The 13,986-nt window shown below is 46.1% G+C and carries 10 protein-coding genes; all 10 read right to left on the bottom strand.

Annotated elements, in window-relative coordinates:
- Positions 1 to 54 precede the first annotated feature (54 nt).
- A complete protein-coding gene (locus HXT56_RS02345; protein WP_421778344.1) occupies positions 55 to 855 on the bottom strand; it encodes a TlyA family RNA methyltransferase in 801 nt (266 codons plus the stop codon).
- Entirely contained in the window at positions 852 to 1,952 is a 1,101-nt protein-coding gene (locus HXT56_RS02340) for an HAD-IIA family hydrolase (RefSeq protein ID WP_421778343.1), read from the bottom strand. Before HXT56_RS02340 ends, HXT56_RS02345 begins: the two co-directional genes overlap by 4 nt.
- 132 nt (positions 1,953 to 2,084) lie before the next feature.
- Entirely contained in the window at positions 2,085 to 3,782 is a 1,698-nt protein-coding gene (locus HXT56_RS02335; RefSeq protein ID WP_421778528.1) for a hypothetical protein, read from the bottom strand.
- Between the two features lie 117 nt (positions 3,783 to 3,899).
- A complete protein-coding gene (gene tyrS, locus HXT56_RS02330) occupies positions 3,900 to 5,219 on the bottom strand; it encodes a tyrosine--tRNA ligase (protein ID WP_116711666.1) in 1,320 nt (439 codons plus the stop codon).
- A 144-nt stretch (positions 5,220 to 5,363) separates the two neighbouring features.
- Entirely contained in the window at positions 5,364 to 6,875 is a 1,512-nt protein-coding gene (gene argH / locus HXT56_RS02325) for an argininosuccinate lyase (protein WP_116711665.1), read from the bottom strand.
- An 18-nt stretch (positions 6,876 to 6,893) separates the two neighbouring features.
- On the bottom strand, positions 6,894 to 8,108 hold the full coding sequence (locus HXT56_RS02320; RefSeq protein WP_116711664.1) for an argininosuccinate synthase: 1,215 nt from the start codon (positions 8,106 to 8,108) through the stop codon (positions 6,894 to 6,896).
- Between the two features lie 390 nt (positions 8,109 to 8,498).
- Positions 8,499 to 9,044 carry an arginine repressor gene (locus tag HXT56_RS02315; RefSeq protein WP_116711663.1) on the bottom strand — a complete coding sequence of 182 codons (546 nt, stop codon included), beginning with the start codon at positions 9,042 to 9,044 and terminating at the stop codon, positions 8,499 to 8,501.
- A 214-nt stretch (positions 9,045 to 9,258) separates the two neighbouring features.
- Complete coding sequence (gene pheT / locus HXT56_RS02310) at positions 9,259 to 11,883, bottom strand: phenylalanine--tRNA ligase subunit beta (RefSeq protein WP_421778342.1); 2,625 nt, start codon at positions 11,881 to 11,883, stop codon at positions 9,259 to 9,261.
- 6 nt (positions 11,884 to 11,889) lie between these two features.
- A complete protein-coding gene (gene pheS / locus HXT56_RS02305; RefSeq protein WP_165846014.1) occupies positions 11,890 to 12,957 on the bottom strand; it encodes a phenylalanine--tRNA ligase subunit alpha in 1,068 nt (355 codons plus the stop codon).
- 76 nt (positions 12,958 to 13,033) lie between these two features.
- Positions 13,034 to 13,936, bottom strand: coding sequence for a TrmH family RNA methyltransferase (locus HXT56_RS02300; RefSeq protein WP_421778340.1), 903 nt, complete (start codon positions 13,934 to 13,936; stop codon positions 13,034 to 13,036).
- Positions 13,937 to 13,986: the final 50 nt, after the last annotated feature.

Raw genomic sequence — 13,986 nt, 5'->3', positions numbered from 1 at the left:
TGCTTCGTGACATATTGCTCACGCGTGCTGCGAGGATCTACAAGCTTATGTCAATTACAAAACACGCGCGTACAGCAAGTATTCAACATTGCCGTGTGTGCCTTCTATAGGAGATTGGCATGTGGAAACAACGCACAAACCATTATGCTGAGCGCAATCTTTTACAGTTGATAAAGCTTGCAATCTCAGATTTTTGTCGGTTACTATACCACCTTTGCCGAGATTACCTTTGCCCACTTCAAACTGCGGCTTTACAAGTAGCACAACATCTGCTTTAGGTTGCGCAATTCGCGCGATTACAGGAATAACTAAAGTGAGAGAGATAAAAGAAACGTCCGAAACAATAAGGTTTGGTTGATAAGGCAAATCTTCTTTATAAACGTCTCGAATATTAACTCCGCTCATTTCAATAACGCGAGGATTTTTTGCAATACTCGGGTGCAGTTGACCATGGCCAACATCTAAAGCAATAACTGATTGCACACCTCGTTGTAACAGTACATCGCAAAAACCGCCGGTTGAAGCACCAATATCGAGTGCTTGAGTCGTTTCACAAGTCGTTAAACCGTCGGCAGCAAACGCTTCAAAGGCACCTTCCAGCTTAAGTGCTCCGCGAGAAACGTAGCGAAGACATGAATCTGAGATTGGTGATTGCGAGACGCTTATTGTATCTGAGTTTTTTACTAGTAGCGAAGATTTAGTAATTTTACTGTTGTTAACACTTACTGCTCCTGCACGTATTAAGCGCTGAGCGGTGGTTCTGCTTCCAGTCAAACCGCGACTTACGAGAGCACAATCTAACCGTTGAGTTAAATCGGCAGCATTAGTCGCAACTAAATCTTCGCGAATATTCATAGAGAAAACTCCGGCAGCATGTATGATTCCAGTGTTTCACCACGGTCTTGAAGATTCCACGCCAACGCACATGCTGCTCGCAAAGCATTGATATCGCTGGTATCGTTCACTTCAATAGTTTTATTATCACAACAACGCGCTGTTGCCTTACCGCACGTAAACGTATCAGTATCGCATAATTGTGGAGTTTCGTGAGCTTCGTTTAATCCTCGCAAATCTTTCGACACAAAACTTGGACGCAAATGTTGTGGCGCAAGCATAAGCATACGCGGATCAGTAACGCCCGTAAGCACAAGCAAAGACTCATAGCCTCCGCGAGTGCCAGCCTCAATATCTGTATCCAAACGGTCTCCCACTGCGAGCGAGCGTGAAATACTTATAACAGGATTACCATACTCGTCCTGTTCGGTATTGTCTGAAAAATCTTCTTCGTTATGCTCGATATTCGCAGCAACTAGGAATCGCGCTTCATCATACATCGCCGACTCTGGTTTTCCTGCAGAAGCAATCGGTTGCACGCCAGTTGCATTGATAACAGCTTGAATCATAGAACCGCAACCAGGAGCAATGCCAAGTTCTCGCGGAATCGTCAAATCACGATTGGTAACAAAATACTGCGCGCCATGCTCTACAGCGAACGCAACTTCCGCCATTTCCTGCCATGTCATATGCGGATACCAGCCTTGAATTACGGCTTGTGGATTATCTTCACACGAATCTACCGGTTTAAGACCAGCTCGTTGAACTTCATCACGCAAATGTTCAGCACCAAGTACCAATACGCGGGATCCACGCTCAACATGGCGAGCTACCATACGCGCCGCAACCACTGAAGAAGTGATAATCTGCCATGGCTCTACAGTAAGACCGAAACTTTTTAACTGATCCGCGACGGTTGCTTGGAATCGAGAAGAATTATTGGTGGTGTATTCAATAGCCATGCCGTGTTGTTGCGCGTTTGTGATCGCATCTGCGGCATGTTCGACAGGGTTACCTCCGCGGTACACCACGCCATCTAAATCGAGCAAAGCTAAACGAAAAGCATCACTTAAGGGACGTGTACTCGATGAAAAATTCGTTCTCGAATGAGACTGCATAGTTACTGACCTCACACAATTGTTTACGAACTAATTTATTGCGCAGCCACTTTTGTAAGTGCTGGCACAAGTAACAAGTGCCCGGCATACTCTACAGCAGCCGGGCGCAAGTTTTAGATGATAAATTATGGGTTATGCTTCTTGAGACTGAACGGCACTCATTTCGATAGTGTCAGTATTGTCAGCGTCTTCAGATGCAGCTTTTTCATTGTCTTGCGAAGGATCGGATTCTTCAGATTCTTCAGACTTATCAGCTTCCTCTGATTCTTCAGAATCGTCGCTATCGTCGTGTTCCTCAAACGACGCTTCTTCAGCATCATCAGTTTCAGGAGCATACTGAGCATCATCGTCACTCATGCCAATCTCATCCATCATGGCATCATTCAAATGTTCCAAATCGTAGTCGATAACGATATCATCAGGATCTATATCTTCATCATCAATATCGGCATACTGCTGTTCGAGTCTATCAAGCAGCGTTTCAAGCTCGATTGCTTCGTCATTGCGCCCAGCTTCCTCCAGGAAGTATTGTTCAGCCTGCACTGCACGCATACGATATTCACCAGGAAGACCCTTGGAACGTCCCATAGCATGAACTAAATCGATAGCCTTATCAACATGTTTGGTATCTGCCAAAACACCCGCATAAACCAGGAACATTTCAGCCTTAACTTCGCCCTTCAAAGACTTTGCTTCATCTGACATGCAGATTTCCAAAGCCTTATCCAAGTTTCCAAGTCCACGTTCGCAATCAGCAATAAACGGCAAATAATCGAGATAACCATTCATTCGCATCGCAGTGCGGAACTCTTTTGCAGCAAGCTTGTAATCACCCTGTCGATACGACACAAAAGCTAACGTTTCTCGAGAAAAATCAATGCGAGAAGCCTGCTTAGCAGCCCACTTTGCGTGCTCTAAGGCGAGTTCAGGATTTTCTTCTTCTAAAGCGTAGGCTGCGAGAATATGCAAACCAATGTTTTCTGCATGCTCTTTAGACAGGCCGCGTAAACGTTCGCGATCCTCCTTAGAAAGCATAGCCCATTCCAAACCCTTTGGCATCTTAGGCTCACCTGGGCGGCGAGCGGTATAAGGATTCTGAGATGGATAGGAAACAGTGCCGTCGGAATTGCGACGCGGACCACGGTCGAAATGGAAGTTTCCGTTAGTATTATTGCGATAATTGCTTTCAGAATTTTCGTTATGATTGTTGCGACGGTCGTCAAAGCGGCGCTCGCCATCGCGGCGATTGTCGTGACGATCCTCACGGAACCCGCCCTTAGAAGAGTTGCGGAAGTCCTTACGAAAATCTCCACCACGGCGATCGTTATGGCGGTTGTCTTGACGATTATCGCGACGATCGAAACGACGCTCACCATCAAACTTCTTATAACGAGGATTACCGCCTTCTTCACCATTATGTTCAGCATTGCGTGAACGGCGATCATCGCGACGGTCGTCGAAACGACGATTACGGTCAAAATGACGCTCACTATCATAGCGGTTATCACGATCACGGCGATCATCGCGGAAACCACCGTTTCCATTATTACGGAAACCGCCCTTCTTAAAACCGTCATGACGATTATCACGACGATCATCACGTCGATCGAAACGACGCTCACCATCACGATTTACAGCAGAACGGAAACCATCGCCGCGCTCATCATCGTGACGATGGAAGCCACCCTTCTTAAAACCACCCTTGTGGAAACCATCCTTGTGGAAACCGCCGCGGCGCTCGCCGCTTTTACCACCATTTCGATGACCAAATCCGCCACGCTCACCAAACGACTTCCTACCACTGCGCGAGTGTTCGCGTTCTTCGCCCATGCTGGCATACCTCTCATTCATATGCGAAATCGCATTGTTATTATTTCATAAAATTCACATGTGCCTGCTGCAGAAAAATATTGCAGCAGACACATTCTGTAAAATCATAAACGCGTCTTATGCGCGCTCAACAGCACCAATAGCTTTCTTACCGCGACGAAGCAAAGCAAAACGGCCATGCAGGAACGAGTTATCGTCAAGCACAGCATCTACCCCTTCAACGCGCTCATTGTTCAAATACAAACCGCCAGCTTCAATAGCGCGACGAGCCTCGGAAACAGTGCGGAACAGGCCAGCAGCAACTGCAGCCTCAACCACACGATCACCAGCACAAGACTTAGCAAAGTCTAGGCTGCCATCTTCTGTCTTAACCTTAACTCCATCCAATGCAGCCTCAAGTGTCTGCTCATCAATATTCTGAAGTTCACCTCGACCAAAGAGTGCAGAAGAAGCCTCAATCGCTTGGTTAGTAACATCTTCGCCATGAACGAAACTGGTAACTTCCCAAGCGAGCACGCGCTGAGCTTCACGGCTTCCAGGATCCTCCTGAATCTGCTGAGCTAAACGTTCAATCTCATCCTTTGGTAAGAATGTGAACACCTTAAGCAACTTAACCACTTCATCATCTGGCTGATTAAACCAGAACTGGTAGAAGCGATACGGACTAAGCATGGAAGGATCAAGCCACATTGCGTTACCTTCTGATTTGCCGAACTTACGACCCTGATTATCCGTAATAATAGGGCTGGTAAATACGTTTACAGAAGCGCCACGCACTTTACGTATCAAATCCATGCCGGAAGTAAGATTACCCCACTGATCCGAACCACCAAGTTGCAAAGTAACATTGTAATTATCAAACAAGTATAAGAAATCGTTACCTTGCAAAACTTGGTAACTGAACTCTGCGAAAGAAATACCTTCGTCAGAATTCAACCTACGAGCCACGATATCCTTGGCAAGCATTGTGCCAACACGGAAGTTTTTACCGACGTCGCGCAAGAAGTCGATAGCAGACATCTTAGAAACCCAGTCATAATTGCTAACAAAACGAACAGGATTTTCACCTTCAAGCGGCAAAATTCTGCCAATCTGCCTACGCAAACGCTCAGCCCACGCTGCCACAATATCTTTAGAGTTAAGCGTGCGCTCACCACTTTGACGAGGATCACCAATCAAACCGGTAGCGCCACCAACTAAAGCAATAGGATGATGACCTGCAGCCTGCAAATGACGCATGTTAATAAGCTGTACAAGATTGCCGATGTGCAAAGATGCAGCCGTAGGATCGTAGCCGCAATAATACGTTAATGGTTCCCCGTCAAGTGCTTGAGCAAGCTGTTTCTCATCAGTAGATTGCGAAATCAATCCACGCCACTTAAGCTCTTCAAACAAAGAAGCAAATCCAGCTTCCTTGTAATTCCTGACCTGAGCCATTCGTATCTCCTTATTAAAAGTACCGATAAATATCGGGCGCCATGTGCGTCCACAAGCCTTTCAATTTTTGCAGTACAGGCAGACACGCACAGCTAGCAGAGCAAAAAATTTAAGCTTCTTCGTCAAACGCATATGTGGGGTACATTAGTTGAGAGGAGAATGATAAGAAGTACCATCGCTAACAGACTCAGCAAAACGTTGATATTCCGCCATTATACAGGTTGCTTCTTCAATTTGTTCGAGCACTCGAACCGGTGCCGTGCCGCCACGTCCGCAACGGGCTGACACAGAACCGTCGCTGGAGAGTACGGATCGAAGATTGGCAATATTATTTGCCTCTACGTAACCATCCATAATCGACGCAAAATCTTCATCGCTTAAGTCCGCAAGATCTCCGCCAATCTCCTCAGCTCGTTTTACGCACAATCCCGACAAAGTATGCGCGTTACGGAAAGGAACCCCCTGCTTCACCAACCATTCTGCAATATCGGTGGCGAGCGCAAAACCAGTAGCTGCCTGTTCTCGCAAACGCTTCGTATCAAATTGCATAGTCTCAACCATGCCGGCGAAAGCTGGTAGTAAGACTTCTAAAGTATCAATCTGATCAAAAACGGCTTCTTTATCTTCCTGCAAATCGCGAGCGTACGCAGTAGGTAAACCTTTTAACGTTGCCATTAAGCCAGTTAAATCGCCTATGAGTCGACCCGCTTTACCGCGAGCCAGCTCAGCAATATCCGGATTCTTTTTCTGCGGCATAATAGAAGATCCAGTGGAATACGCATCATCTAAGCGCACGAAGGCAAATTCCTGGGTATTCCAAATAATAATTTCTTCACTAAGACGAGAAATGTCAACGCCAATCATTGCCGCTATGAACGAAAACTCAGCAACAACGTCTCTACTTGCAGTAGCGTCAATTGAGTTGGCGCAAACTTTAGTGAAACCAAGTTCTTGGGCTACAGCATCCGGATCAAGGCCAAGCGTATTGCCAGCTAATGCCCCTGCACCGTATGGACTTTCACCAGCTCTCACATCCCAATCTTGCAGTCGCTTAATATCGCGTAATAGTGGCCACACGTGTGCCATCAATTGATGCGCTAACAGAATCGGCTGGGCATGCTGCATGTGAGTTCGCCCTGGCATCACCGCATCTTTTGCATCTCGTGACTGCTTGAGCAGAGCATCGCACACACAAAGCAGTAATTTTGCAATAAGGCGCGCATGGCGACGTAAAAACATGCGAATAAGTGCAGCAATCTGGTCATTTCTAGAACGACCTGCACGAAGTTTGCCGCCCAACTCGTTTCCTGCAATTTCAAGCAATCCGCGTTCTAATGCTGTTGCTTCGTCCTCATCTTCTTCAATCGGCGCAAAAGTTCCGTCATCTACGCGTTTCTGCAATTCGTCTAACGCAAGCGATAACTGAGCATACTCTTTTTCACTAAGAAGACCTGCACGATACAACGCGTGCGCATGAGCGCGCGACCCCGCAATATCGTCATCTGCTAAACGCCAATCAAACTGTGTTGATTTACTTAACGCCGCAAGCGCTGCTGAAGGTCCGGAACTGAACCTGCCTCCCCACAATGCTATTGGTTGATTTACTGTATGTTGAGGATCAGTAGGTTGATAAGCGTGAGTTGTTGCATCGTGCATAGTCGTTATTACCTCGTATTAGTTGTTGTTGGCAACGCGCATGTCACGAGCTGCAGCAACTTTACTTGACAATCCGTAAATTTCGATAAAGCCGTTGGACGCGCGCTGGTCGAAAGTATCAGAAGAATCGTACGTAGCTAAATTAAAATCGTATAGCGATTCTTCAGATCGACGACCAGTAACAACTGCCTTCCCTGCGTACAAAGTCATGCGAATATCGCCAGAAACGTGCTCTTGCGTTTCGTTGATGAATGCGTTGAGCGAGCGCACTACTGGAGAATACCATTGGCCATCGTACACGAACTCCGCCCACTTTTTATCGAGCGCACGCTTTAGCCTGTGCTGTTCACGTTCCAAACAGCAGTTTTCTAACTCTTGATGCGCAGTAATCAGAGCTTGAGCACCTGGAACTTCGTACAATTCACGTGACTTAATGCCGACAAGACGATCTTCAATAATATCAATTCGACCAATGCCTTGTGCTCCAGCTCTGGCGTTCATTTCTTCGATTGCTTGCAGTGGAGTTACGTCATGACCATCTATTGCAACTGGCACACCTTTTTCAAACGTGATAGTTACTTCGTCAGGATCGTGAGCGTCCAAAGGATTCTTTGTATATGAATAACATTCTTCGGTAGGAGCATTCCAAGGATCCTCGAGGAAGCCTGTTTCGATAGCGCGACCCCACACGTTTTGGTCGATAGAATATGGGCTTTTCTTACTTTGTTCGATAGGAAGATTGTGTTCGTTAGCGAAAGCGATTTCTACGTCGCGAGTAAGTGACAAGTCACGAATAGGGCTTATTGCTTTTAATGAAGGATCAAGGGAGCGAATAGCCACTTCAAAACGAACCTGATCGTTACCTTTGCCTGTGCAACCGTGAGCAATAGTATCTGCGTCAAATTCGTGGGCTGCGTGAACCAAATGACGAGTAATTAGAGGACGTGACAACGCAGAGACTAGTGGATATACGTCTTCATACATGGCGTTGGCTTTTAATGCAGGCATGCAGTAGTTATCTGCAAACTCATCTCGCGCGTCAACAACGTAAGATTCGACGGCACCGCAAGCTAAAGCGCGCTTTTTAATTGCTTCTAATGCTTCCCCACCTTGACCTACGTTTAACGATACGGCTACAACGTCCTGTCCTGTTTGTTCTTTTAAGTAAGGAATAGCAACGGAAGTATCTAAACCACCTGAATATGCTAATACAATGCGCTTGTTGCTGCTCATATTGACCTCCTGGCCATATCGTGTATAAATAAACAATACAGAGCATATTATACAGGGGCGATAAAATCAACAGATATGGCAAAAATAGTTAAATTTATTTTCTTACGAAGAAATATAGAAAGAATAACATAAAACAATAGTGAAATACTTATACAATATATTACGGAAACTAACCCTTTATTTCAGGCTATTTCACACACAAATATTTCGCACTATGAGAGAATAAGTGAAATTACTTTTAGAAAAAGGTAAGGCCAAGAAAAAGAAAAAAGAAAAAAGAAGAGCGCACGGCACAACCGACGCACCGCGCGCTTCACATACACAATACTTTGCTCACCACGCACTATAACGCTTACGCAAAGTTCCACTCACAAATCTCAACAACAGTTATCAGCGAGAAGCTACAGTCAACATCCAAGCTGCACGATTTTCAGCTTCCTCGTTAGAAACGCAAACCATAATAACCGTATCGTCACCAGCAACGGACCCCAAAATTCCTCGTAAAGGCTGACGATCGATAACACTAGCAACGTACTGTGCCGCGCCCGAAGGAGTGTGAATAACCACAATATTGTTCGCATGACCGACTTCAGTAACAAGGCCAGACAGAGTACGCGCAACCTGCTGATCAACACGCACTGTATCCATAGCATGACGATTGCCAGTACCATCACTTAGCACATACGCAATCCTACCGTCGGTTAAACGAATCTTTACTGCGTTAATCTCATCCAAATCGCGACTTAACGTAGCCTGCGTAACTTTGAAGCCATTGCGAGCTAGCACGCTTGAAAGTTGAGATTGCGAAGTAATAACCTCACTTAGCAAAGCCTGTTCGATAGCATTTAATCGAGCCGCCTTAGTAGTCGGACGTTGCTGTTTTACCGAAACCTCATGGTTGTCGGTATTTTCTGTATCCTTTTTTGGATTAACCATAATGATTAAAAAAACCTTTCATATAACACGCTCAATCTAATATATACGCATAAGCACATAAATATCTATGCAATATACAAATTTTCTATGCAATTTATCACAAAATTATATATCACAATAAAAAATGCGACCACACAGAGCTTCTCAAGAACTGCGCAGTCGCATAACACAATGTCAGTTGATTATTGCATTACTAATATCGTGTCGCGTTAGTTTACACACGCAACGTGGCGTGCAAGCTCGCTGCCGACTTAGTAATTGCCGCACGAACAGCATCCATTTCCTCACCAGAAAGCGTTCTATCTGCAGCGCGGAACGTTACCGAATAAGCGAGAGAACGCAAACCGTCACCAAGCTGCTCACCCTCATATACGTCAAACAGCTCAATAGATTCGAACAAATCGCCAGCAGCCTTCACAATGGCATCCTGCAAAGTCTTAGCCGTCAAGGAAACAGGAGCAGTGAACGCAAAATCTTGCTTAACTGGAGGGAATGTGGAAATCGGCTTTGCTTGAACCGGCTTCATCGACATATTCGCAAACAAGGCGGTCAAATCGAGTTCAAACGCGGCAGAATGTTTCGGCAAATCCAAAGCATCGCAAACGTGTGGATGCAACTCGCCAACAACACCAAGAGACACGCAAGAGCCGTCTTCAGCAGCAACACAAACCTCAGCGCTGCGACCTGGATGCCAAGCTGCAGGAGCGTTGTCAGCATCAAACTGTTTGAGAACAAAATGAACACCTATACGCTTGCCAACACGTTGAAGAGCTTCTACAGCATCACTCCAATCCACGTCGCGATGCGTACCGAGCCAGCCAGTATCTTCAGCCTGGCCAGTAAGCAAAGCGGCAACATGCAACGGCTGATCCGGCAGGCCGGCATCGAGTGCAGCAAGCTCCGCGTTAGAAGGACGCTGAGAGCCAGGCAAAGCAGGAATTGCAGGAGCATTAGGATCACTGAAGTATACGTGACCAAGCTCATACAAAGCAATGTCACTTAAACCACGACGAAGATTACGACGAACAGTACCAGCAAGCGTCATAAGTACACAACGACGAAGCCATGGACGATCGCCAGCCAAAGGATTAGCAATACGAACACTCACCTTGACAATTTCATCAACGTCTTGACGGAACGCTTTAATATCTTCCTCACCAACAAACGGGTAACTTAACGTTTCTACTAGACCAGATTCAGCCAACTCGTACGCAATTGCACGACGCGTAGCCTGCTCAGCAGTTAAACCAGTACGACCCGTAACAGGAACTGCTGGAACTTTAACAGGAATCTCATCGTAACCAATTAAACGAGCAATTTCTTCTACCAAATCGCAAGGATCATTCAAATCCGGACGCCACGTTGGAGGAAGCACTGAGAAGGAACCGTTGCCACCGCCAGCAACAGAGCAGCCAATATCGGTGAGAATATCGCTAATGCGGTTCAAATCGACATCGAGACCAGCAACACGCTTAACCTCATCAGCCTTAAACACAATAACGTTGCGAGACTGCGTATTATTCAAATCCTTAGGGCTTGAAGACGGATGAGCATCACCAAATTGCGCCAAAAGATTTGACGCCATCTGAGCTGCAGCAGGCTGCAAATCCGTATCAACACCGCGCTCAAAACGACGAGAGGCTTCGGAAGGAATCTTATGACGGCGTGCAGTACGAGCAATAGAAACGGGATCAAAATGAGCCGCTTCAAGCAAAATATTCTTGGTTTCACTCGTCACCTCGCCATACATGCCGCCCATAACACCAGCCAAGCCAAGCACACGAGAACCACGGTTGCCACGAGGAGAATCAGAAATAACCAAATCCTCTACGTGAAGTTCACGATCTTTACCATCTAATGTTGTAAGATGCTCGCCAGAACGCGCACGACGAACCACAATCGGGCCCTCAATTTTATCTAAGTCGTAAGCGTGCAAAGGCTGACCCAAATCGAGCATGACATAATTAGTAACGTCAACAGCTAACGAAATACTACGCATACCGGCACGCATCAAACGACGCTGCATCCAGTGAGGAGTCGTTGCTTGAGGATTAAAACCATGAATCGCACGAGCGTAATAACGATCACAGCCAATCACAGAGTGAATTGGGTTCGTATCTTCAACACTCACCTCAATATCGCAGGCTTTCTCATTGGAAGTATCCGCAATACGATCAGCTTGTTCACGTAACGCTACCACTGGATCGGTGTAAGCAGCACCAGTCGAATGGTGATATTCGCGAGCAACGCCACGATACGAAAAAGCGTAACCGCGGTCAGGAGTAATATTAATCTCCAAAATTGGTTTATTCAGATGCAACAATTCCATAGCATCGTCGCCAGGCTTCAACGCATCATACTCAGCTTTAGAGAAACCATATTCACGCAGCAAAATGATGCCGTTATGACTATCTCCCAAGCCAAGCTCGCGTTCAGAAGCGCACATGCCATTAGAAACGTGTCCATAAGTTTTACGAGGCTCAATCTTAAAATCACCAGGAAGAACAGCACCAGGAAGCGTTACCACAACCTTTTCGCCGGCAGCCATATTAGGAGCGCCGCAAATAATGCCACGAGGAACTTTCTTACCATTCTCGTCAACATCGTTGTATTGTTCACCAACGTCAACATGACACCAGTTAATAGTTTTACCATTCTTCTGCGGCTCAGGAGTCGCATCGACTACATAGCCGACTACAATCGGGCCGGTAACTTGAGAAGTATGAATCTCTTCTTCTTCCAAACCTACGCGTACCAAATCCTTAGCAAGCTGTTCGTAAGTCAAACCTTCTGGCACTTCAACATGATCTTTGAGCCAGTCAATATCTACCATTGGCATGAGCTTTTACTCCCCCATTACAAACTGTTCACTGAAGCGCTTATCGCCTTCAACCAAATCGTGCATATCGTTAATATCGTGACGAAGCAACAAAGTGCGCTCCAAGCCAACGCCAAACGCGAAGCCAGTGTACACTTGCGGATCCAATCCAGCAGACTTCAAAACATTCGGGTTGACCATACCACAGCCACCCCATTCAATCCAGCCTGGACCACCCTTTTTATCTGGGAACCACAAGTCAAGCTCAGCACTCGGCTCAGTAAACGGGAAGTAGCTCGGACGCAAACGGCTTTTAGCTTCAGGACCAAACATGGCAACAGCCAAACGATCAAGAACACCCTTCAAATCAGCCATAGTTAAGTGCTTGTCTACAGCCAAAGCTTCGCACTGATGGAACACTGGCGTATGCGTAGCATCAAGCTCATCGGTGCGGAAAACGCGCCCAGGAGAAGCAATATACAGAGGAACACCACGCTCAATTAACGCGCGAACTTGATCAGAAGAAGTTTGAGTGCGCAAAACCATGTTTGAGCCAACAAAACCTGCGGCATCCTTCGCCTGATTGCCTTGCACATAGAAAGTATCCTGCATTTGACGAGCAGGATGATCCGGACCAAAGTTCAAAGCATCAAAATCAAACCATTCAGTTTCCACTTCCGGACCTGCGGAAATTTGCCAGCCCATGGAAACAAAGAAGTCTTCAAAATCCTCAATAATACGCGCAATTGGATGACGCGCACCAAGTGGCTTGCGGTTTACAGGAAGCGTCATATCAACGGTTTCAGCAGAGAGCATACGCGCTTCTTCAGCAGACTTTACGCGTTCTGTAGCCTCAGCAAAAGCGCGGCCAAAATCAGCGCGTAACGCCGACATTACCTTGCCGACTTCCTTTTTTTGATCCGCTGGCAGTGAACCAATAGCTTTGCTTGCAACAGTCATCACCGACTGCGCGCCAGCATACTTAGACTTCACTGCTTTTAGTTCGTCCATGGTTTGAGCCGCAGCAGCACAAGCAATGCCTTCTTTGACTACTTGAGCTACCGCCTTCACGTCGAATGGCTTATTATCGGTCACAGCACCCTTCCTATCTGTATTACGCGTATTACGCACGTTTCGTATGCTTTATACACTGTTAAAATACTGCCCAAAGCTATATTTTTCGCGCACGACTCGACATAGCCAAGCCCATAAGCATTACTGCTGCGCTCGTCGCGAGGTTCATTGATTCTGCTTTTCCATAGATTGGGATTATTGAGATATCGTCGGCTTGACGCAATATTTCTTGAGGAAGACCACGCGCTTCATTGCCGAATAATATAGCAACAGACGCGCTCGCAAGATCAGTATTTGCAAGAATATTTGGGAAAGGTACCGGCTTACGCTGATCAGTTCCATAAATATCCGCCGCAATAACATGAACATTCGCCTTTTTAGCATAGCTAAACCAATCTCGAACACTCATTTGTACTACAGGAAGATGGAATAGCGATCCAGCAGTAGAGCGCACAAGTTTAGCGTTCCAACGACTTACACAATCGTCAACAAAAACAACGGCATCGCAGCCTGCAACGTCTGCAACGCGAATAATCGCACCAGCGTTACCAGGATCTCTCACTTGCCAGCAAGCCGCAATCAAAAGCGGTTTATCTGCATTTTCTACTAGCGCAGATTCTCGCAAATTCTGAAACTCACCTACGTAAGTCTCATCTAAAGATTGCGCATTCAAAACAGCCGCAATTCCTTGGGAATCGGAGCTTATTTTTTGCATAATACTAGATTCGACAGGATGAACATATAAAGAACGAGATAATGCTTCCTGTACTATCTCTTGCAGCGAAGAAGATTGATTATTTTCATCTTCATTATGTACGCAAGCCTCTTGAGTAACGTAAATATCGCTTATTGCATACGACGCATAACGAACAGCCTCACGCACACTTTGCGGACCTTCAACAAGAAAACGCTCACAATCACGCGACTTTCCACGACCAAGAGTCACAAGCCTACGCACGCGCTCGCTGTGAGGATTATTAATTAGTTCTTTTAAGGGCATACTTACACTTTACTTCAAAAAATGAACACAACACAGTTAAGTAGCAACTA

The sequence above is a fragment of the Gardnerella nova genome, assembly GCF_049244055.1.
GTDB classification, from domain to species: domain Bacteria; phylum Actinomycetota; class Actinomycetes; order Actinomycetales; family Bifidobacteriaceae; genus Bifidobacterium; species Bifidobacterium vaginale_H.
This window is presented reverse-complemented; position numbering and strand designations above follow the sequence as displayed.

What these genes read in the sequence shown, in the direction of transcription:
- HXT56_RS02315 (WP_116711663.1), bottom strand. Translation starts at nt 9,044, where the DNA reads ATGGTTAATCCAAAAAAGGATACAGAAAATACCGACAACCATGAGGTT.
- HXT56_RS02345 (WP_421778344.1), bottom strand. Translation starts at nt 855, where the DNA reads ATGAATATTCGCGAAGATTTAGTTGCGACTAATGCTGCCGATTTAACT.
- HXT56_RS02340 (WP_421778343.1), bottom strand. Translation starts at nt 1,952, where the DNA reads ATGCAGTCTCATTCGAGAACGAATTTTTCATCGAGTACACGTCCCTTA.
- HXT56_RS02320 (WP_116711664.1), bottom strand. Translation starts at nt 8,108, where the DNA reads ATGAGCAGCAACAAGCGCATTGTATTAGCATATTCAGGTGGTTTAGAT.
- pheT (WP_421778342.1), bottom strand. Translation starts at nt 11,883, where the DNA reads ATGCCAATGGTAGATATTGACTGGCTCAAAGATCATGTTGAAGTGCCA.
- HXT56_RS02335 (WP_421778528.1), bottom strand. Translation starts at nt 3,782, where the DNA reads ATGGGCGAAGAACGCGAACACTCGCGCAGTGGTAGGAAGTCGTTTGGT.
- tyrS (WP_116711666.1), bottom strand. Translation starts at nt 5,219, where the DNA reads ATGGCTCAGGTCAGGAATTACAAGGAAGCTGGATTTGCTTCTTTGTTT.
- HXT56_RS02300 (WP_421778340.1), bottom strand. Translation starts at nt 13,936, where the DNA reads ATGCCCTTAAAAGAACTAATTAATAATCCTCACAGCGAGCGCGTGCGT.
- argH (WP_116711665.1), bottom strand. Translation starts at nt 6,875, where the DNA reads ATGCACGATGCAACAACTCACGCTTATCAACCTACTGATCCTCAACAT.